This is a genomic window from Halomonas sp. KO116 (assembly GCF_000734975.2).
Lineage (GTDB): Bacteria > Pseudomonadota > Gammaproteobacteria > Pseudomonadales > Halomonadaceae > Vreelandella > Vreelandella glaciei.
Map to the genome: position 1 here is coordinate 198,395 of NZ_CP011053.1, position 20,080 is coordinate 218,474.

Genomic DNA, 20,080 nt, shown 5'->3' on the forward strand with positions numbered 1-20,080 from the left:
GTTGGTTATTTACAATTTAATAATAACCGGCGGTCTCAATGAGCAAGTGCAACACGTGACCCATCAGGTACGGTGTTGCTATGACTTACTGCTATCGCCATCTCACTGCTGAAGACCGAGCCGCCATCATGATGATGCGAGCGACTCATTCAATCCGATCCATCGCCACTCATCTGGGCCGTGCACCGAGCACCGTGTCGCGAGAACTCGCTCGCCACACGGTCGACCCCATCAAGGGCTACGATGCCGGCTTGGCGGGCTACCGGGCTCGCCTGACGCGGCATCGGCCACGTCAGCGTCCCAAGCTGCATCCCGACGGCGAGCTCTTCGAGCTGGTGGTCTACCTGCTGCGCAAGTACTGGTCACCGGAACAGATAGCCCGCACACTGAAGCGCATGTCTCCTAACGAATCACGTCGACAGGTCTCGCATGAGGCCATCTACAACGCGCTCTATGTGATGCCCCGTGGCAGCCTCAAGAAAGAGCTCATCGCCTGCCTGCGGCAGGGCAACGGCAAGCGTCGGCCACGTAGCCGTGGCAAGGATCGACGCCAGCAGATTCCCGAGCTCGTTAGCATCCATATGCGGCCGCCTGAGATCGAAGACCGCCTGATGCCTGGCCATTGGGAGGGCGATCTCATCATCGGTGCCAACAATCGCTCCGCCGTCGGTACGCTGGTGGAGCGCACCACGCGCTTGGTGATCCTGGCGAAGATGGATGGCACCACGGCCACCGCGGCGGCCGTTGGCTTCAGCGACAAGCTCAATGAAGTGCCACGAGCCCTGCGTCTGTCCATGACCTACGACCAGGGCAGAGAGATGGTGAAGCATGCCGAGATCACGCAGAAAACCGGTACGGCAATCTACTTCGCTGACCCGCATAGCCCATGGCAGCGGGGCTCCAACGAGAACACCAACGGACTGTTGCGGCAATACTTGCCGAAGGGCACGGATCTGTCGGTCTACAGCCAGGAAGAGCTCGACGAGATCGCCGACTCACTGAACACGCGGCCGCGCAAGACACTGGACTGGCGCACGCCGCTGGAAGTTTACGCCGAGGTGCTCAAGAAATCGGTCGCTGGCCCGAGCACCCTTCAATAGCGTTGCGCTTGGAACTTGAGACCGCCACCTTAGAGTATGAATTGAAGCTGAATTTAGTGGTTTTTTAGCAAAAAAAACGCCACCTTCCGGTGGCGCAAGTTATAGAGTGCTTAACGATTTAAAACATTAACCTGACACCTGCCACCACGCCGGTATCTTCGGTATTATTCCCACCAGCACGAGATAGGTCGGCGGTATCGCCATACTCTTTTACCCAGTAAGCACCCACGTAAGGCGCAAAGCGTCTGGTCACTTCGTAGCCCAGGCGCATGCCGACACGCACTGAGTTAAGGCCCTCACCCACACCAAACTCCTTAACTTCGCTGGCAGCTACGGCAATTTCGGTACGCGGCTGTAGGTAGAGCCGCTGAGTCAGGCGCAGATCGTACTCGCTTTCCAGGCTGGCGGAGATATCGCCTTCATCGCTTATCATCAAGTCGAGATCGGTCTCGAAGCGATAGGGGGCGAGCCCCAATAGGCTGATGACGCCGAAATAGCGTTCGGGATAGTCATTCGTAGCGATACCGCCCTGATAACCGATGCCGCCCTGAAGTTCCCAGAAGTCGGCAATCAAACGACTATAAAGCAGGTTGAGGGACTCGAATTCTGCATCTTCGCCATCGCCCTGGACGTTTTCGCCTTCGCCTTCCACGTATAGGCGATTGAAATCACCGCCATACCAGGCCTGGAAATCCCAGACCAAGGCATCCCCCCCCTTGTCGGGCGAAGCATATTCCAAGCGATCGACCCGTACCGTGGTCATCGGGTGCTCCACGACCGGTGACGGCCAGCCGGCCGGGGCGTCATAGCCGTCTTCGGCTTGAGCAGTCGTGGCGGCGGCCATGCCGAGGGCGGCGCTGGCGAGGGTTAAGTAGTGCTTGGTTTTCATACTGCCTCCTTAAGAAACCTGAACAACGCGGAACATGCCGGCATCCATGTGATAGAGAAGGTGGCAGTGGAACGCCCAACTGCCCTCGGCGTCTGCAGTGATCAGCGCAGACACGCGCTCGCCGGGCTTCACGTTCAAGGTGTGTTTGCGCGGAATCAATTCACCCTGGCCGTTTTCCAGCTCCATCCACATGCCGTGGAGGTGGATAGGATGCTCCATCATGGTGTCGTTAATCAGAATTAGGCGCAGCCGCTCATCTTTCTCAAAATGAATAGGGCCGGTCACTTCGCTAAACTTCTTACCGTCGAACGACCACATATAACGCTCCATATTGCCGGTCAGGTGCAGCTCAAGCTCACGGCCTGGCTCACGGCGATCAGGCCATGGTGTGAACGCTTTGAGATCCCGGTAAACCAATACGCGTCGTTCGTCAGGATCAATGCCGATGCCCGCCTGGTCGTAGCGAGAGCCGGGCTGGGCTTCACCGGCAATGAGAATGCCGTTTTCGCCGACTTTCGCCTGCTCGCCCGACATGCCGCCCATATTAGAATGATCCATGCCCTCCATGTTGGAGTGATCCATCCCCTCCATATTAGAGTGATCCATGCCTTCCATACCAGCATCGTCACCGCTCATTCCCGGCATATTGGAGTGATCCATACCTTCCATATTCGACATGCCTGAATGATCCATGCCTTCCATGCCTTCCATGTCACCCATGCCATGAGCGCCCATGGCTTCCATGCCGCGGTCGGCAATTTGGCGGCGCTTGGGAATCTCCGCCTGCATGCCTTCACGCGGTGCCAAGGTAGCGCGAGCGTAGCCGCTGCGATCCATGGATTCGGCGAAGATGGTATAGGCTCGATCATCTTCTGGTGAAACAAGCACATCGTACGTTTCCGCCACGCCAATACGGAACTCATCAACAGGCACGGGTTGCACTGGCTGGCCATCGGCAGCAACGACGGTCATCTTCAAACCAGGTATACGTACATCAAAGTATGACATCGCCGACCCGTTAATCACGCGTAGTCGTACCCGCTCACCAGCCTTGAACAGCGCATTCCAGTTTTCTTGGGGGGAGTGACCGTTAAGCAGGTAGGTATAAGTACTGCCGGTCACATCGGCGATATCCCGAGAACTCATGCGCATTTTGGCCCACATACCGCGCATCTCGGCGGTTTGTGAGAAACCCTTTTCGCGAACATCGGCGAAAAAATCAGCAATCGTGCGCTCTTGGAAGTTGTAATAGCCTTCCATGGTTTTCAGATTACGAAATACCGACATGGGGTCTTCAAAGGTCCAGTCGGTGAGCAGTAGCACATGCTCACGGTCGTAGCGGATGGGTTCGCGCTCGGCGGCGTCAATTATCAACGGCCCGGCGTGGCCGAGCTGTTCCTGCAAGCCGGAGTGGCTGTGGTACCAGTAGGTACCGTTCTGCCTGACAGGGAAACGATAGGTAAAAGTTTCACCAGGGGCGATACCGGCAAAACTGACACCAGGCACACCATCCATTTCCGGCGGTAGAATAAGACCATGCCAGTGGATGGAGGTGGACTCGTCCAGCAGGTTGGTGACACGCAGTACGGCGTCTTGACCTTCTTTCAAACGAATCAGCGGGCCAGGACTGGTACCGTTAATGGTAATTGGGTGGGCTTCTTGTCCGTCAATCGGAATGGATTCACGGCGGATAGCGAGTGATATCTCGGGCCCTTCTTCGACGCCCTGTGCATAGACATTCGTACGGCCCCAGGGGCTTGCCCAGGCGGGAGTTAGTCCCATTGCGGCAGCGGAACCTAACCCTAAGGCAGCACCGCCTTTTAGGACTTGCCGGCGAGAAAGCGGGTGAGAAATAATGCTTGAGCGTGCCATGTGTAACTCCCATCAATGATGAATGGCACCATCTTGATGGAAGAACCTGAAACAAAGCTGAATAATGATTAATTAGCTACTTCACCCGCTAGAGGCAGGGTAATCGTAACGCGCAAGCCCCCCAGTGGACTACGCTCAAAATGTGAGTGCCCCAAGTAACGTTCAACTAACTGCGCAAGAATCGACAGGCCTAAACCGTAGCCGGGACGGCGTTCATCCAGTCGTGCGCCACGCTCTCCCAAGCGCGAAAGATCCTCTTCTGCAACGCCGAGGCCGTCATCATCAATGGTGAGCGTGAGTGTGGTAGCGGAGACGGCAATAACACAATTAACGCACCTATTTGACCATTTGCCAGCGTTATCGAGCACGATGCCTAATATTTCAGAAAAGTCGTGAGCCTCAATAGGCACTTGGTCTTTCTCGCCTGCCGAGTGGGCGAGGTTGAAGATACGCTCAGGGTAAAGGCTGCGGAACATCTCGATGAGCCGTGAACTATCACGCGTGACGTTGGCCATTCGCCCCGCGTTAGGGCCTGCAATACGTGAGCGACGCAGCTCCGCATCCAGCTGGGCGTTAATATCCTCAATACGGCTGAGCAGTTTATGGCGTCGGGTTTCATCAATGGGCCGATTGCCACGCAGTACTTGGGTAACGGCTGCCAGCGGGGTTTTTAATGCATGTGATAGGTTCGCGACCGACTCTCTGGAGCGCTTCAAGCGAAGGTCAATGTCATCCATAAACCAGTTCAACTGGTCGACTAATTCATCTAGCTCAGAAGGGGCTATTAATGACAAGCGATCACGTTTGCCCGCTCGCAATGCTTCAAGCTGTTGACGCAGTTGCCAGAGTGGCTTGAGTCCACGATTAACCGCTAACATGTTGAGTATGATGAGCATTCCTAACAGCGCGCTGGCAATCCCACCGACCCACCAGTGCAATGTTGCAAGCCCTGCTTCTACTTGAGAGAAGTCCTCACCCACCAGCAGCACACCCTGCGTGCCCTGCCATTCAAAATGGCGACGATAGACGAGCATGTGTTGCTCGCCGCGATTCACGTCTATTAGAGCATCACCGCTTTCATCTAGCAGCGAAGCCAGCTGTTGCTGCCATTGTGGGTCGGAAGCGCTGACCGAGCCGTTGAAGCGGAGTACGTAGAGATGATGAAAGACTTGATAGCCTTGGCTAACCGAGTCAAGCGCGGCAGGCACGGCGGCTTCACCTTGCTCAAGCTGCGTGACGGCATGGTCGGCTTCGCGCTGAAGACGCTCACCCAAAAAATCCCGAGCAAGATTCTGTAACAATATGCCATGCAGTAGCCAGGTCGTCACCACCACAAATAGCGCCACGCCACCTAGCCCGGATTTCTCATAGGTCCCCAGCAAGTCTCGCAGACTGTGCGGGTTACCGCCATTACCGCTCATTGGCGGCCGTGACTGATCAATAATCGATCAATTCCTGTTGTCCGGACACACGGCCCCCTTTCCCCCATTGAGTCGGGCCGGGGGAGCCCAGGCTTCTATCCCGGAACCAGTTGACGCACCAGGTCAGAGAGTTCGTCTTTGTAAGGATAGGCATCGCTCATCAACACCCGTATGCGCCGAGTGTTGCGAATGATGACCGCGCCCACCTTGATCAGCTTCAGCCGCAGGTTACTGGCGCTCATTCTCTCGAAGGGCGTCTTCTTCAAGTGGGCCCGTAATCGCTCGAACAGCGTGTAGGCAAAGCCCGACAGGAGCAACCGCCACTGATTGGTCCACCACCGCGTGCTGGAGGTGCGATCTGCGAACAGACACAACTGCTGATCCTTGATCCGGTTTTCCATGTCACCCCGGGCACAGTATTGCTCGTAGTAGAGTTTAACGCCGTCGTCGTAACGGGAGCTGAGAATGAACCTGGGGTTGGCACCCAGTTCGCCTTCCTCCAGACGCGCGATCACCCAGCGGGGGTGTTTCCAGGTTCGGGCCTGGTACTGGAACCGGTAGGTGGCGGAGACTTTTTCACCCAGTTCGTTGTGAGCCTTGCGAACCAGCATCGAGGGTACGTCTACCTCCTTGAGCAGCCGGCTGTTCTTGCTGATGCCGACCAGATAGTCCACGTTGTTCCGGTCGCACCAGCTCAGCAATCGGGGACGGTAAAAGCCGCTGTCACCCCGGAACACGATGCGGGTATCCGGCCAGTACTGCCGGATGAACTTCACCAGCAGGGCCAGAATGGCCCAGCTATGGCGGCTGTCGCTTCGATTGCTGGTGCGCAGGTAGCTCACCAACAGGTGACGGCCGCAGAACACGTACAGCGGGAAGTAACAATGGTGATCGTAGTAGGCGTTAAAGAACTTGCCGGGCTGGTCGCCATGCACCGGAACGTCGGTGCCATCGAAGTCCAGCACGATTTCCTTGGGTGGGGCGTCGTGCTGCTCAATGAAGTGATGCCACATCAGTTCGTGGGCCTTGACCACGGCCTGCCGGTCCACGCGCTGCTCCATTCGGCACAGTGTTGATTTGCCCGCTAGAATGGCCGCTTCGCCAGTCGCGGTCTGAAGTGCCTGGTCAGCGCGTAACGTTTCGTGATCGTTCAGATCTTCGTATCCGGCGGCTACGCCAAAGACCCGTTGCCGGATCATGGTTTGAAGCTTGTGGCGAACCAGTACCGGATTACGGGCATCGTCCAGCACCGTAGCCAGGCGCTGAGTGAGCTGGTGTTGGTTGTCGACTTCGCGAAGCAAAAGCAGGCCGGCATCGGAGGTGATATGACCACCGGAGAAATCGGCTTCAATTTGACGGCGAGACAGTGGCGAGAAGGTCAGTTTTTCAGGTACCATTTTGGATAGCGGCTGTTGGTGCTTGGTGAACGGTGTAAGGTCCTGAAACTATAGCACTTTCAGCCGCTTTCTTTTATCCCCTCATGAGAAATCCGGGCTAATGTCCAACGGCCACTGGCAACGGTTGTGGTTGGCGGTCTGATCACTTCAACGCTGCTGACGCTGGTGGTGTTGCCCAGTGTGTACCAGTGGTTTGCATCTGAACGTCGTGACGTTTCAGTCTGATAGTCAGGAGACGGTTTATGTATGAAATAAAAGCGTATGTCAGAGAAGTGATGGCAGAGCATGTGGTTGATGCTCTGGCCAAAGTTAAGGGGGTGGCAAGTATTGCTGTCGTGTCTCTCGGCGAATTTGGTCATCTGGTCGGCGATGAGTCGCCTCTGGAGAAAGTGAAGATGGTCAAGCTGGAAATAGACGTAGCGACCGATGATGTCGCTGGTGAAGTTGTGGAACTCATTGTCAGAACGGGCAGAACCCAGGAAGGGCACCCGGGTGACGGCAAGGTGCTTGTATCCCGCCTGGTTCGGGCTGTTCGTATCGACGATGGTGCGACCGACGAGAGCGCACTTCAACCGGCATCAAACCAGCGCTTTTCCTAGATTGGATGGCGGCATCGTGGCCATGAGTCGCGTTGCCGCTTCTCCCCGCCCTTATTGAGGAGCACTTTCAAGTTCCCTGAGCTAATGCCTTCCAAATTCAAGTTCATTTCAACCTTTTCACTTACTATCTCCACCTCTACCTACTTTGTCATGGACGCCTCGCGCCCATGAATTGTGGCTATTTACCCCTTCGGGAGAAAGTCGATGAAGGCAAGCAAGCACTCGCCCAGGGCGTTGCTGTGTTCAGTACTATTGTCTATTCCTCTGTTCGGTCAAGCGGAGACTGTGAATTGGACAAATTGGCTCACTGGCCAGATAAGCAAGCATCCGGATGTCATGGCGGCGACAGAGCAGGCGGCAGCCCGGGATGCGGATGCTGAGGCAAGCGAACAACCGCTGTATAACCCGGAGCTGTCTGTTGGAGCAGACAGAACGGGCAGTGAAAACAACTTTGAGGCAGGGCTGTCACAAACGATCGATTGGTCTGATCAACAGGGTGCGCTAAAGGACAAGGCAAAGCTGATCAGGCTTTCCGCTGAAGCTGATTTGAACGAGGCGGTTTTGGCACAAACGTCCGAGTCGCTGTTTGCGCTTGTCGAGTGGCGCGCGGCGACGCGTGCCGAAGAAATTGCGGAATCCCAGCAACACCGTCTGGATGCCTTGCTGGAGCAGGTTGAGCAACGCCAGCAGGCAGGTGATCTGGGGCGTGCCGATGCAGAGCTTCTGTTTCTAAATCTATCCCGTCAGTTGAGCGAAGTCGCCCAGGCAAAGGCCGCAGTTGATCGGGCAGAAACTCAGGTTCAAGAACGTCTGCCGGACTGGAGGCCTCAGGATGGGGGGATCCCCGGGCACATTTGGCCGGCTCTTGCTTCCAGGGTCGATAACGACAATTTGCTGGCTCATCCGTCAATTGTTGCCGCCCGCGCGAGGTGGCAGGTGCTGCGGAGCGAAGCCGAGGTGGTCAGTCGCAGAGCGACGGCATCTCCCACGGTCGGGCTGAGCGGAGGGCGTGATGGCGGTGAGAACCTGGTTGGCCTGACGTTCTCGATCCCTCTGAATGTCCGTAATAACTACCGTGCCGAAATCCAGGCTGCCAACCGACGATCATTAGAGGCCGAGGCTCGGTTTCAGGCACTTTATCGGAAGCAGCAGTATGGTCTGGCGGGCGCCCGAGCTGCCTGGAAGCGATACGACACCCAACTCAGCCGATGGACAGAACTCTCCCAGGGGCGTGTACAGCGAAGTGCTGATTTGCTTGAGAGGCAGTGGCAGGTCGGCGACCTCTCCACCTCTGAGTATCTCCAGGCGCTGGGCCAGCGCGCGGAGAGTCTGAAAACCGGTATTGAACTGGAAAAGCAGGCGCAGCTGGGTCTGATTGAGCTATTGAGTCAGTCTGGCGAACTGATCACCCCCTTCCAACAATAGTCTGGAAACTGGATATTCATTATGAAAAAAGCTCTGATTTCAGTATTCGCATTGACGTTGCTTACAGCCCCACTTTCTTTTGTACAGGCAGAGGAAGATGCTCATCAGGAAGCCGGTCATGATCATGCTGCCAGTGGCGACGATCATCAGGAAGTCACCGGTGAGGAGGGCGAGCATAAGGAAGATCATGGTGAAGAAGGTGAGCATGAGGAGGAAGGTGATCATGAAGAGGAAGGGGGGCACGGCCACGAAGACGAGAACGGTGGCCATGAAGAAGCGGCCACCGCAAGCATCAATGCCAAACAGAAAGAGCTCGCCGGCATTGAAGTAGCAACCCTCGAAAGCAAGCGCGTTGACTATGAAATTTACGCGCCCGGTGAGCTGCTGACCAACGGCTATACCAGCTATCACGTGTCCCCCCGGGTTGCCTCAGTGGTGCTGCGGCGTCACGTGGAACTGGGTGAGCACGTAACCAAGGGCCAGCCGCTGGTAACCCTGTTCAGTGAGACGGTGGCACAGGCGCAGGCGGATTACAGGAAAGCTTTTCCTGAATGGAAGCGAATCAGCGGGCTGGGTCGTTCCGTGGTTGGCGATCAGCGGTTCAATACAGCGAAAGCCAACATTGAAGCGGCAAGCGCGACTCTGCTTGCTTACGGGCTGAACGATGATGACATTGGTGCGTTGAAGGCCAGCGGGGTGGATAGTCTCGGTGAATACATGCTCAGGGCTCGCGTGGATGGTGCAGTACTGACCGATGAGTTTGAGCAAGGACAAAGAGTTGAGGCTGGCCAGCCGCTGGTGACTCTTGCTGATGAGAGTGAGCTTTGGGTAGAAGCCCATCTGCCAGCAAGCTCCGACATTGTTCTAGAGAAGGGCGCGGAAGCCGAAGTCAGGGCAGCGGGTCGTGTGGCCGTGGCAACGGTGTCCCAGGAAGCCCACACCATTGATCCTGTGACCCGCACGCGGATTGTCAGGCTGGAGCTGGACAATCCTGAAGATCGTTTTCATCCAGGAATGTTCGCAGATGTGTATTTTCGTTTTAAGACCAGCGAGCCGGTGCTTGCCGTGCCGGAGACTGCATTGATGCGTGGCGCGGACGGCGACTGGACGGTCTATGTGGAAGAGGCCGAAGGCGAGTATGAACCCGTGGAAGTGGAACTGGGCCGCTCAATTGGCGGGCTCCGTGAGGTTTCCGGCCTGGCTGCGGGCCAACGAGTCGTTTTGCGGGGCGCATTTTTTGTGGCCTCTGAAATTGCCAAAGGCGGCTTTGATCCGCACAACCACTGATTCCGGGAGTCATTATGTTCAACCGAGTTGTCGACTGGGCGGTTCAGAACCGCCTGTTGGTTCTTATTGCGCTTGCAGTGCTTATCGCCACGGCCGCGTTTCAGATACCAAAACTGAATCTTGATGCTTTCCCCGACGTTACAAACGTCCAGGTCGCTGTTAATACAGAGGCGCCCGGACTTGCGGCTGAGGAAGTCGAGCAGCTGATCACCTATCCCATTGAAGCGGTGATGTATGCGTTGCCGGATGTTGAGGAGGTTCGGTCCATCTCCAAAACCGGGTTGTCTGGTGTCACCGTGGTCTTTAAAGAGGGCACGGATATCTATTTCGCGCGCCAACTGGTTTTCGAGCGGTTGCAGGCCGCGCGGGAGCTGATTCCGGACGGGGTCGGGGTGCCTGAAATGGGGCCGAATACGTCCGGTCTTGGCCAGGTCTACCAGTACTTGCTGATAGCGGACCCGGATTCGGGGTACGACGCAATGGAATTGCGCAGCTTGCACGACTGGCTGGTCAAACTGTTGCTGATACCGGCTGAAGGGGTTACGGAAATCCTGTCGTTTGGCGGAGAGGTCCGCCAGTACCAGGTTAACCTGAACCCGGCGCGAATGCTGTCCTATGACTTATCACAGAACGATGTCATGGAAGCCCTGGAGAACAACAACTCCAATGTTGGGGGCTGGTATATGGGCCGCGGGCAGGAGCAGTTGGTTATTCGCGGTATGGGCTGGCTGGGTAATGGCGAGCAGGGGCTCGAGCAGATCCGTCAGGTGCCCGTTAAAACCAGTGATGGCATTACAGTGACAGTGAACGATGTCGCCGAGGTAGCGCTGGGCACTGAAATTCGCCAGGGTGCGGTAACCATGACCCGGAAGGATGAAGCCGGTCAGGTTGAACAACTGGGTGAAGTGGTTTCTGGCATTGTACTCAAACGAATGGGGGCCAACACAAAAGCCACCATCGACGGCATCGAGGCCCGCATTGATCGCATAAATCAGGCGCTTCCGAGTGGGGTTCGTTTTGAGCCCTATTACAACCAGGCGGATCTGGTGACCAAGGCCGTAGAGACGGTGACCAATGCACTTCTGTTGGCTTTTGTGTTTATTGCGATCGTGCTTGCCCTGTTCCTGATGAATCTTCGGGCAGCAACGCTCGTGCTGCTTTCTATACCGATTTCTATCGGTATTGCGCTGATGATCATGGCCTGGTTCGGTCTCTCGGCCAACCTGATGTCTCTGGGCGGCATTGCTGTGGCAATTGGCATGCTGGTGGACGGCTCTGTTGTTATGGTCGAGAACATGTTCAAACATCTGACGCATCCGGATGCTGAGCATGACGCCCGTCGGGATGAATTGGTGAAAAACGACCCTGACCCATTGGACGCGTCACACGATGACCATGGCATTGCGCTTCGACTGCAGGAGGCAGGCCGGGAAGTGGCGCGACCAATTTTTTTCGCGACGGCGATTATCCTGGTCGTTTTCATGCCTTTATTCAGCTTTGAAGGTGTGGAAGCCAAGCTTTTCCAGCCAATGGCGATCAGCATCATGCTGGCCATTGTGTCCGCTGTGATCGTCGCTCTGGTGGTTGTACCCGCGCTGGCGTCATACATGTTCCGTAAGGGTATCCGGGAGCGGGAAAGCTTCATTCTAAAACCCCTGGAAAAGCTCTATCGCATGGGGCTTGCCTGGTCACTGAAGCATAGCCGCGTGGTTGTTGGCGCGGCGGCTGTTCTTGTTGTGCTGGCGGCGCTGGTTGTGCCACGACTCGGCACGGAGTTCGTGCCTGAACTGGAAGAGGGCACGATTAACCTCCGGGTGACCCTGGCCCCTTCATCAAGCCTTGATACGGCGCTTGAAGTGGCGCCAAAACTGGAAGCCATGCTGATGGAATTTCCAGAAGTGACCTACGCGCTGTCCCGGGCGGGGCGGGCGGAAATAGGCGGCGATCCGGAGCCCGTCAACAACATCGAAATCTACATTGGCCTCAAGCCAACAGCCGAGTGGACCAGCGCCAGTAATCGCTATGAATTGCAGGCCCTGTTTGAGGCGAAGCTCGAACAGCACCCGGGGCTACTGTTTAACTTTTCTCAGCCTATTGCAACTCGGGTTGACGAATTGTTGTCTGGTGTCCGCGCGCAGTTGGCCATCAAACTCTTTGGCCCGGATCTCAAGGTGCTGGCCGAGAAAGGCCAACAGATCGAAGCGGCGGTCCGAACTGTTCAGGGGACCCGGGACGTGGCCATGGAGCAGATTGCCGGTGAAGCGCAGTTGGTGGTTCAGCCAGACCGTCAGGCACTCTCCCGGTACGGACTCGCCGTGTCTGATGTGATGAGTGTCGTCCGGGACGGACTGGGTGGTGCCGCTGCGGGCCAGATCATCAACGGCAACGAGCGGTATGATATCTATGTGCGTCTGGCCAAACGTTTCCGGGAAGACCGGGATGCCATTGCCGATCTCAGGTTACAGGCGCCGTCCGGAGCCTGGGTGAGACTTGGTGATGTTGCCGATATCTCTATTCAGTCCGGTCCGCCTCAGGTGCGCCGCGATGACGTTCAGCGCCGTGTGGTCATTCAGTCTAATGTGCAGGGTCGTGACATGGGCAGTGTGGTTGCCGATATTCAGGATGTTATCGCGTCAGAAGTGAACCTTCCCCCCGGCTATTCGGTGGATATTGGTGGTCAGTTTGAAAACCAGCAGCGAGCTCAGAAACGATTGACCATTGTGGTCCCTGTATCTCTGGGCCTGATTGCGCTGTTGCTGTACTTTGCTTTCAGTTCGGTTGGTCAGGCACTGTTAATCCTTGTCAACGTGCCGCTTGCTGTCATTGGTGGCGTCTTTTCGCTCTGGATTTCCGGCCAGTACCTTTCAGTCCCCAGTTCCGTTGGATTTATCACACTGTTTGGTGTGGCGGTGCTTAACGGGGTCGTCATGGTCGAAAGCATCAATCAGCGAATACAGGATGGGTTGAGCATGGATGCCGCGGTGTTTGAAGGTGCCGTCTCCCGTTTACGTCCTGTCTTGATGACAGCAATAACCTCGGCACTCGGTTTGATACCGATGCTGTTGTCGACGGGCGTGGGTGCTGAAATCCAGAAGCCACTGGCCAGCGTGATTGTTGGCGGCCTTATCACCGCAACTTTCCTGACGCTGTTTGTTTTGCCGGTTCTGTTCGGTCGCTTTTCGAGAGCCAAGGTGAGTGATATCCAACGGTAAAAAATGGGAGAAGCCGCGCTGCGTCATCGACGGTTGCCTTTCTGGAGGTTTTCTAATCCGGAAGTGGCAGTAGAATGACAATGCTGGCTCCTCCGTTTTTTGAGGTACCCATGTTCATCTGTCCGAGGTTGTCTTCGACAATCTCGGACACGATGGACAATCCGAGCCCGAAACCGGCGACCGTTTCATCCAGCCTGGTACCCCTGTTCATGACAGTGGCTGCCGCCTCGGGAGAAATTCCGGGGCCATCGTCCGCTACTTCTATGGAGAGTCCTGATGACGTGCGGGCGATTGTAACGTCGACGGTTGTCTGGCACCACTTCCCGCCATTTTCGAGTAAATTGCCAAGTAGCTCTGAAAGATCCTGTCGCTCCATTGGCCAGCTGAAGTTTTCAGGTAAGTTGGTGTGGAGGCGAAAAACCGTGTCAGGGAAGATTTTTTCCATAACGGTGATGACACTTGCCGTGATTTCAACCGGCATGCACGTCCGTCCCATCTGTCTGCCTGATATGTCTGCTTTGCTCATCCGGTATTTCAGGGATTTGTCAAGCTCCCGCAAGTTAGAGGCCATAAACACAACATCCTCCCGGGACGGAGGCAAGGTATCGATATCCGACAAAATGGCAAGATTGGCAGAAATAGAGGTTTTGACCAGGTGAGAGAGATCGGAATTCAGGCGGCGGTGGCGGTCCAGCCGCCGGTTTGACAGCTCGAGCAAATCATTGAGCTGCCGGATCAGCGGACGAAACTCTTCCGGCACGTGAGGGTTCAGACGACTTTGTTTCCCGGATTGGAGCCGTCTCAGGTCCTCTTTTATCCTACTGATGGGCTTTAACGTCAGATGTGTGGTGGTTCCAATCAGTGCCAGCAGTATCGCCAGAAGAACGGCCGAGGCACCGAGCAATGTCAGGTGGGCCTTCAGCGGTCGTTCAGAGAGCGCCCCCTCGGTTTCAAGAACGGTGATTGAGGCCAGTTTTTCACTGGCGGAGAAAATGCGTTTGAGCCCGAAAAGCGTGTTCGCACCCTGCGCTATGTGGATGAAACCCTCGGGCTTCTCTGCAGCGCCCTGCAGTTGGCTCTGGTCAAAGTTCGGGCTCGCCAGGACGCTTCCGCTAGCCGTTTCGATGACGATGGCATGCCCCAGAAGCATTTCAAACTGATTGATCATGTTGCTGAGGTCGTCGGTTGTGGGGGATTCAGCCTCAATGATTGCCTGAAAGTTTCCCAGCTCTTTGTTCAGGTGTTGCTTCCTGGACTCGTCCGATAGTTGCTTTATCACGTAGGTGTGTGAAAAGAATATCAGAGTAAAATATACGAGGCTGAAAACAGCCCCATACTGAATGGCTGTTCTGCGGATACTTTTCGGAGCAGACATATTTTAACCTGGTTGGTTCACTCGGGCGTTCAGCGGTTAGGATCTTTTTCGAAGAAGTAGCCCTGGCCACGCAAAGTCTTGATTTTATTGCCCCCTATTATTTTTCTGAGCCTGGCTATATAGACCTGAACAACATTTCTGGTGGGGCATCTTTCTATGTTGTAGAGGGTTTCAACCAGGTCGTCCTGGGAAAACACCCGGTCCGGTGAACGGAGGAAACACTGCAAAAGGCGGAATTCCGTAGCTGTCAGTCTGAACTCTTTCTGGTCGGGCGTGGTAAGCGTTCGGTAGGTGGCGTTGAGATGAAATCCGTCGACGCTGATCTGGTCTGTCGTTCTGCCGTCCTTTCTGCGGATAATCGCACTGAGCCGGGCTTTCAGTTCATCAAACTCAAACGGTTTGGGAAGGTAATCGTCGGCACCCGCGTTCAACCCTTCTACTCTCTCAGTCCAGTTGGAGCGTGCGGTCAGAATAAGGATGGCCTCTTTTTTCCCGTTTTTTCTCCATCTTTGCATTAAAGACAGTCCATTTTCATCGGGCAGTCCGATATCGAGAATAACGGCCTGGTAGGAGCTTGTTTCAATCAACGAGTCCGCTTCTTTGCCGGTTTTGGCGATATCGACTGTGTAGTGCGCCTGCGCAAGCCAGTCCGATATTCTTTTGGCAAGTACCGCATTGTCCTCAACAATCAGAATTTTCATTTGTAAGCGCCGTTTTTCGAGGTGGGAAAGTTTCGCCAGTCTGCCATGGATTGTACCAGTAACGGCAACTCCCCAGAAAAACAGCAACCCGTTAAAAATGGGGGGTTACCGGTCGACTTTTCAGTTTGATTTCAGTTGCACCGGGTAGCGTCAACAATCGAGCCACGAACGCGAGAAGCTGTATATACATGGTTTTAGGAGCAACCTATGAGCGATAGACATTTCTATGCAGGTGTGTCCAGGCGCCGCCTTATACAAGGAGCTGCCACAATGGGACTTCTTGCCGGTTTCGACAGTTTGTTACCGGCCTATGCTAGGAGTCTGCGCGGCAGGAGCCACCTTCTGGCATAATACGTAAAAATTCTTCAGCACCGGAGAATCCGATGGGAACCACCTTCCGCCCCTATTCACCTGATCAGGAACTGCTTCTTCCCCCGAGCCTGAACGAGTGGCTGCCCGAAGGGCATCTGGCCTATTTCATCAGTGACGTGGTCGAGGAACTGGATCTGAGTGCCTTCTACGCCCGGTATGAAGGGAGCGGTCGGCGCAACTCGCCTTTCGATCCGCGGATGATGTTGAAGGTGTTGATCTATGCGTACGCGACCGGCGTGTTTTCATCACGAAAGATCGCCCGGAAGTTGGAAGAAGATGTCGCCCTTCGGGTCCTGGCGGCTGGCAATTTCCCCAGACACCGCACTATCTGCGATTTTCGCAAGCAACACCTGGCTGCGTTCAAGGCCGTATTTATTCAGGTGGTCCGGATCGCCCAGGAAGCGGAATTGGTTACTCTCGGTACGCTGGCGATTGATGGCACCAAGGTCCGGGCCAACGCCAGTAAGCACAAGGCCATGAGCTATGACCGCATGCGGGAGGAAGAAGCCCGTCTGTCAAAAGAGGTTGATGAGCTTTGTGGCCAGGCTCGCCGTGTGGATGAATCGGAAGACCAACAGTTTGGCCCGGATCAGCGGGGCGACGAGTTACCCGAAGAGCTTCAGCACCGTCAGGGGCGGCTGGACAAGATCCGGGCAGCGAAGGAGAAACTGGAAGCGGATCAAAAAACGCAAGATGAGGCCAAAGGCCGGCATCCAGACGATGATCGCCGCTCACCCAAGGGTGGCCGGAACTTCAAGAGAGATTATGGAGTTCCGGAGGACAAGGCTCAGAGTAACTTTACCGACCCCCAAAGCCGGATCATGAAAACGAATGATGGGTTCCAGCAATGCTATAACGGCCAACTGGCCGTGGATGGCGAGTTCCAGATCATCGTGGGCAACCGCCAGGGTAACAACCCCAGTGATAACGGCTGTCTGGTGCCGCTGCTGGGCGAGGTAAAAGAAACTCTGGGAAGTTACCCAGGCCAATGTCTGGCTGATGCGGGTTATCGCAAAGAGGAAGACTTGCAGGCATTGGAGACAAAAGGCATAGATGGCTACGTCTCGCTGCGCCGGGAAGGCAAAAAAACCGGAGATATAAACGCGAGCCGGTACCCGGCGACGGCCCGCATGGAGGAGAAGCTTACCACGGCGGAGGGGCGAGCAGTCTACGCTCAGCACAAGCACATGGTTGAGGCGGTGAATGGCTGGATCAAGAATGTCCTGGGCTTCCGGCAGTTCGGCTTGCGGGGCCTTCAGGCGGTGCAGGGTGAATGGGATCTTGTCTGTCTGTCGCTCAATCTCAGGCGCATGAGTTCACTGATGAGGTTGGCATAAGTCGCTGAGGCAGCCTTTGGCTCACGGTAGGTACAGCTGGGGCCCTGCGATGCCCCTTTTAACCGGTTAACTGGCTGGATCGAAAGCGATGATGGAGCCGATCCGATATCGCGAACACTCCTTCCGGCCAGACAATGATCCGGTCTGGCGGAAACGAGGGCTCAAAACGTTTCTGCCGCGCAGACTCCTAGCCCGGATTTCTCATAGGTCCCCGGCAAGTCTCGCAGACTGTGCAGGTTACCGCCACTACCGCTCATTTGCGGCCGCGATTGATTAATAACTGATCAATTTCTGTTGTCCGGACACACGGCCCCCTTTCCCCCATTGAGTCGGGCCGGGGGAGCCCAGGCTTCTATTCCGGAACCAGTTGACGCACCAGGTCAGAGAGTTCGTCTTTGTAAGGATAGGCATCGCTCATCAACACCCGTATGCGTCGAGTGTTGCGAATGATGACCGCGCCCACCTTGATCAGCTTCAGCCGCAGGTTACTGGCGCTCATTCTCTCGAAGGGGGTCTTCTTCAAGTGGGCCCGTAATCGCTCGAACAACGTGTAGGCAAAGCCCGATAAGAGCAACCGCCACTGATTGGTCCACCACCGCGTGCTGGAGGTGCGATCTGCGAACAGACACAACTGCTGATCCTTGATCCGGTTTTCCATGTCACCCCGGGCACAGTATTGCTCGTAGTAGAGTTTAACGCCGTCGTCGTAACGGGAGCTGAGAATGAACCTGGGGTTGGCACCCAGTTCGCCCTCCTCCAGACGCGCGATCACCCAGCGGGGGTGTTTCCAGGTGTGGGCCTGGTACTGGAATCGATAGGTGGCGCAGACTTTTTCACCCAGTTCGTTGTGAGCCTTGCGAACCAGCATCGAGGGTACGTCTACCTCCTTGAGCAGCCGGCTGTTCTTGCTGAGGCCCACCAGATAGTCCACGTTGTTCCGGTCGCACCAGCTCAGCAATCGGGGACGGTAAAAGCCGCTGTCACCCCGGAACACGATGCGGGTATTCGTCCAGTACTGCCGGATGAATTTCACCAGCAGGGCCAGAATGGCCCAGCTGTGGCGGCTGTCGCTTCGGTTGCTGGTGCGCAGGTAGTTCACCAGCAGATGGCGACCGCAGAACACGTACAGTGGGAAGTAACAATGGTGATTGTAGTAGGCGTTAAAGAACTTGCCGGGCTGGTCGCCATGCACCGGAACGTCGGTGCCATCAAAATCCAGCACAATTTCCTTGGGTGGAGTCTCGTGCTGTTCAATGAAGTGATGCCACAGCAGTTCGTGGGCCTTGACCACGGCCTGCCGGTCTACGCGCTGCTCCATTCGGCACAGTGTTGATTTGCCCGCCAGAATGGCCTCTTCGCCAGTCGCGGTCTGAAGTGCCTGGTCAGCGCGTAACGTTTCGTGATCGTTCAGATCTTCGTATCCGGCGGCTACGCCAAAGACCCGTTGCCGGATCATGGTTTGAAGCTTGTGGCGAACCAGTACCGGATTACGGGCATCGTCCAGCACCGTAGCCAGGCGCTGAGTGAGCTGGTGTTGGTTGTCGACTTCGCGAAGCAAAAGCAGGCCGGCATCGGAGGTGATATGACCACCGGAGAAATCGGCTTCAATTTGACGGCGAGACAGTGGCGAGAAGGTCAGTTTTTCAGGTACCATTTTGGATAGCGGCTGTTGGTGCTTGGTGAACGGTGTAAGGTCCTGAAACTATAGCACTTTCAGCCGCTTTCTTTTATCCCCTCATGAGAAATCCGGGCTAGCCAGGCGAGTAGTCGAATACGTAAACTACGCCGATCAATGTGAAGCAAAGAAATACCCCTGGCCGCGGCGAGTTTGGATAATTGTTTTGCCTAGATAACGACGCAGACGAGCGACATAGACTTCGACCAAGTTAGGCGCGGCGGCATCCTGATCCAATGCATAGAGCTGCTCTAGTAGCTGCTCTTTCGAGTGAATGCGATCAGGATGCAGCATTAAGTAGCGTAGTAACCGAAACTCGGTCGCCGTGAGCGAACGCCACGTTTCACCTTCTAAGCACACGCGTTGACCCGCTTCATCCAACGAAATGCCGTTAAGCGTGATCACTTGAGATAACTGACCAGACTGCCTGCGTAGCAAGGCCTTCAGCCGGGCCATCAGTTCGGCTTCGTGGAAGGGCTTGGTAAGATAGTCATCGGCCCCCGTCTCAAGACCGACAACTTTATCTTCCCAGGTATCGCGGGCCGTCAGGATCAAAATAGGCGTGTCGCGTTTTTGCCTGCGCCACTGGGCGAGCAGATCCAGCCCTGAGCCGTCGGGCAAACCGACATCTAAGATCGCCAGTTCATAATGCTCGGTTGCCATCAGCGACTTGGCCGCTTTCAAGGAAGCGGCCAAATCAACCAGGTAACCGTTGTCTTTGAGACTCTCTGCCAAGCTTTCCGCTAGCAAGTCATCATCTTCAAGTAGCAACAGTTTCATGGATATACGTCAGATTAGAGAGAAAAATTGCCGTACATGCCGGATTCGTAATGGCCGGGAATGTTACATGCATACTCTAGCGCGTTAACATTATCAGGAACACGCCATAATAGAGACCCAGTCTCGCCAGGTGCAATGGTGACGCCTTCCATACTCATATTGGCCATATCGTGACCATCGCCGTTTGACATATTGGACATATCGTGGCCTTCACCGTGTGCCATATTCGACATGTCATGGCCTCCGCCATTGGCCATGTCTAGCATCATTTTTCGATGCTCTTCTTGGGCTTCTTTGCTACCAATCACAAATTCATGCTCTAAATTGCCGGTGTTGGTGATTTCAAATTTAACCACCTCCCCAGCCGCCAGTTCTAGCTCTTCAGGGTCGAACCACATATCGCCAGCCTCAAGGCTGATCGTGCGGTCAACGTCAGCCTCGGTTAGGCCATTGTCACCACTGCCTTGGCCGGGCGAAGCCCATGCCGCACTCGTTATCAAACTGAGTGAAAGGGCAAACAAAGACGTTGTTAAGGAGATGTTGCGCATGGTCATTTACCTCAGAGGTTATTGTCACTTGTTCTTTATACGGCGTTAACCTGAAACGAGCCTGAACCTAACGTAAAAATATGGCCTGCT

General features: G+C 55.4%; 15 protein-coding genes and 1 pseudogene. 7 read left to right on the plus strand and 9 right to left on the minus strand.

Annotated elements, in window-relative coordinates:
- The first annotated feature begins 80 nt into the window (after positions 1-80).
- Positions 81-1,100 carry an IS30 family transposase gene (locus tag KO116_RS22320; protein WP_035565798.1) on the plus strand — a complete coding sequence of 340 codons (1,020 nt, stop codon included), beginning with the start codon at positions 81-83 and terminating at the stop codon, positions 1,098-1,100.
- Positions 1,101-1,218: 118 nt separating this feature from the next.
- On the opposite strand, the gene KO116_RS22325 is transcribed toward KO116_RS22320, so the two are convergent.
- From KO116_RS22325 to KO116_RS22340, 4 genes are all read right to left on the minus strand, one after another.
- On the minus strand, positions 1,219-1,989 hold the full coding sequence (locus KO116_RS22325) for a copper resistance protein B (RefSeq protein WP_035561671.1): 771 nt from the start codon (positions 1,987-1,989) through the stop codon (positions 1,219-1,221).
- Positions 1,990-1,998: 9 nt separating this feature from the next.
- Positions 1,999-3,861, minus strand: coding sequence for a copper resistance system multicopper oxidase (locus KO116_RS22330; RefSeq protein ID WP_035561674.1), 1,863 nt, complete (start codon positions 3,859-3,861; stop codon positions 1,999-2,001).
- A gap of 68 nt (positions 3,862-3,929) precedes the next feature.
- Positions 3,930-5,282, minus strand: a complete 1,353-nt coding sequence (locus tag KO116_RS22335; protein WP_052703844.1) for a sensor histidine kinase — start codon at positions 5,280-5,282, stop codon at positions 3,930-3,932.
- Positions 5,283-5,377: 95 nt separating this feature from the next.
- Entirely contained in the window at positions 5,378-6,679 is a 1,302-nt protein-coding gene (locus tag KO116_RS22340; RefSeq protein WP_035561676.1) for an IS1380 family transposase, read from the minus strand.
- Positions 6,680-6,769: 90 nt separating this feature from the next.
- On the opposite strand from KO116_RS22340, the pseudogene KO116_RS25225 reads away from it, so the two are divergent.
- The 5 genes and pseudogenes from KO116_RS25225 to KO116_RS22360 all read left to right on the plus strand — a co-directional run.
- Positions 6,770-6,904: pseudogene (locus KO116_RS25225) on the plus strand (efflux RND transporter permease subunit); the annotation flags it as partial.
- 17 nt (positions 6,905-6,921) lie between these two features.
- Positions 6,922-7,278 (plus strand): P-II family nitrogen regulator, encoded by a 357-nt coding sequence (locus KO116_RS22345; RefSeq protein ID WP_035561679.1) that lies wholly within the window; start codon positions 6,922-6,924, stop codon positions 7,276-7,278.
- A 204-nt stretch (positions 7,279-7,482) separates the two neighbouring features.
- Positions 7,483-8,703, plus strand: a complete 1,221-nt coding sequence (locus tag KO116_RS22350) for a TolC family protein (protein ID WP_035561683.1) — start codon at positions 7,483-7,485, stop codon at positions 8,701-8,703.
- Positions 8,704-8,724: 21 nt separating this feature from the next.
- Complete coding sequence (locus KO116_RS22355; RefSeq protein WP_035561686.1) at positions 8,725-9,990, plus strand: efflux RND transporter periplasmic adaptor subunit; 1,266 nt, start codon at positions 8,725-8,727, stop codon at positions 9,988-9,990.
- Positions 9,991-10,004: 14 nt separating this feature from the next.
- Positions 10,005-13,202 carry an efflux RND transporter permease subunit gene (locus KO116_RS22360; protein ID WP_035561689.1) on the plus strand — a complete coding sequence of 1,066 codons (3,198 nt, stop codon included), beginning with the start codon at positions 10,005-10,007 and terminating at the stop codon, positions 13,200-13,202.
- Between the two features lie 52 nt (positions 13,203-13,254).
- Here KO116_RS22360 and KO116_RS22365 read toward each other — a convergent pair whose 3' ends face one another.
- A complete protein-coding gene (locus KO116_RS22365; RefSeq protein ID WP_035561693.1) occupies positions 13,255-14,577 on the minus strand; it encodes an ATP-binding protein in 1,323 nt (440 codons plus the stop codon).
- A 29-nt stretch (positions 14,578-14,606) separates the two neighbouring features.
- On the minus strand, positions 14,607-15,278 hold the full coding sequence (locus tag KO116_RS22370; RefSeq protein ID WP_035561696.1) for a response regulator: 672 nt from the start codon (positions 15,276-15,278) through the stop codon (positions 14,607-14,609).
- Positions 15,279-15,661: 383 nt separating this feature from the next.
- Here KO116_RS22370 and KO116_RS22375 point away from each other — a divergent pair, with 383 nt between their 5' ends.
- A complete protein-coding gene (locus KO116_RS22375) occupies positions 15,662-16,987 on the plus strand; it encodes an IS1182 family transposase (protein WP_035561699.1) in 1,326 nt (441 codons plus the stop codon).
- Positions 16,988-17,339: 352 nt separating this feature from the next.
- Here the strand turns inward: KO116_RS22375 and KO116_RS22380 are convergent, their stop codons facing one another.
- The 3 genes from KO116_RS22380 to KO116_RS22390 all read right to left on the minus strand — a co-directional run bounded on the left by KO116_RS22380 (position 17,340) and on the right by KO116_RS22390 (position 19,990).
- Positions 17,340-18,641, minus strand: coding sequence for an IS1380 family transposase (locus tag KO116_RS22380; protein ID WP_035561701.1), 1,302 nt, complete (start codon positions 18,639-18,641; stop codon positions 17,340-17,342).
- 135 nt (positions 18,642-18,776) lie between these two features.
- Positions 18,777-19,442, minus strand: coding sequence for a response regulator transcription factor (locus KO116_RS22385; protein WP_035561703.1), 666 nt, complete (start codon positions 19,440-19,442; stop codon positions 18,777-18,779).
- A gap of 14 nt (positions 19,443-19,456) precedes the next feature.
- Positions 19,457-19,990 (minus strand): cupredoxin domain-containing protein, encoded by a 534-nt coding sequence (locus tag KO116_RS22390; protein WP_035561742.1) that lies wholly within the window; start codon positions 19,988-19,990, stop codon positions 19,457-19,459.
- Positions 19,991-20,080: the final 90 nt, after the last annotated feature.

Coding starts and splice junctions, on each gene's coding strand:
- KO116_RS22320 (WP_035565798.1), top strand. CDS start 81: ATGACTTACTGCTATCGCCATCTCACTGCTGAAGACCGAGCCGCCATC.
- KO116_RS22325 (WP_035561671.1), bottom strand. CDS start 1,989: ATGAAAACCAAGCACTACTTAACCCTCGCCAGCGCCGCCCTCGGCATG.
- KO116_RS22330 (WP_035561674.1), bottom strand. CDS start 3,861: ATGGCACGCTCAAGCATTATTTCTCACCCGCTTTCTCGCCGGCAAGTC.
- KO116_RS22335 (WP_052703844.1), bottom strand. CDS start 5,282: ATGAGCGGTAATGGCGGTAACCCGCACAGTCTGCGAGACTTGCTGGGG.
- KO116_RS22340 (WP_035561676.1), bottom strand. CDS start 6,679: ATGGTACCTGAAAAACTGACCTTCTCGCCACTGTCTCGCCGTCAAATT.
- KO116_RS22345 (WP_035561679.1), top strand. CDS start 6,922: ATGTATGAAATAAAAGCGTATGTCAGAGAAGTGATGGCAGAGCATGTG.
- KO116_RS22350 (WP_035561683.1), top strand. CDS start 7,483: ATGAAGGCAAGCAAGCACTCGCCCAGGGCGTTGCTGTGTTCAGTACTA.
- KO116_RS22355 (WP_035561686.1), top strand. CDS start 8,725: ATGAAAAAAGCTCTGATTTCAGTATTCGCATTGACGTTGCTTACAGCC.
- KO116_RS22360 (WP_035561689.1), top strand. CDS start 10,005: ATGTTCAACCGAGTTGTCGACTGGGCGGTTCAGAACCGCCTGTTGGTT.
- KO116_RS22365 (WP_035561693.1), bottom strand. CDS start 14,577: ATGTCTGCTCCGAAAAGTATCCGCAGAACAGCCATTCAGTATGGGGCT.
- KO116_RS22370 (WP_035561696.1), bottom strand. CDS start 15,278: ATGAAAATTCTGATTGTTGAGGACAATGCGGTACTTGCCAAAAGAATA.
- KO116_RS22375 (WP_035561699.1), top strand. CDS start 15,662: ATGGGAACCACCTTCCGCCCCTATTCACCTGATCAGGAACTGCTTCTT.
- KO116_RS22380 (WP_035561701.1), bottom strand. CDS start 18,641: ATGGTACCTGAAAAACTGACCTTCTCGCCACTGTCTCGCCGTCAAATT.
- KO116_RS22385 (WP_035561703.1), bottom strand. CDS start 19,442: ATGAAACTGTTGCTACTTGAAGATGATGACTTGCTAGCGGAAAGCTTG.
- KO116_RS22390 (WP_035561742.1), bottom strand. CDS start 19,990: ATGCGCAACATCTCCTTAACAACGTCTTTGTTTGCCCTTTCACTCAGT.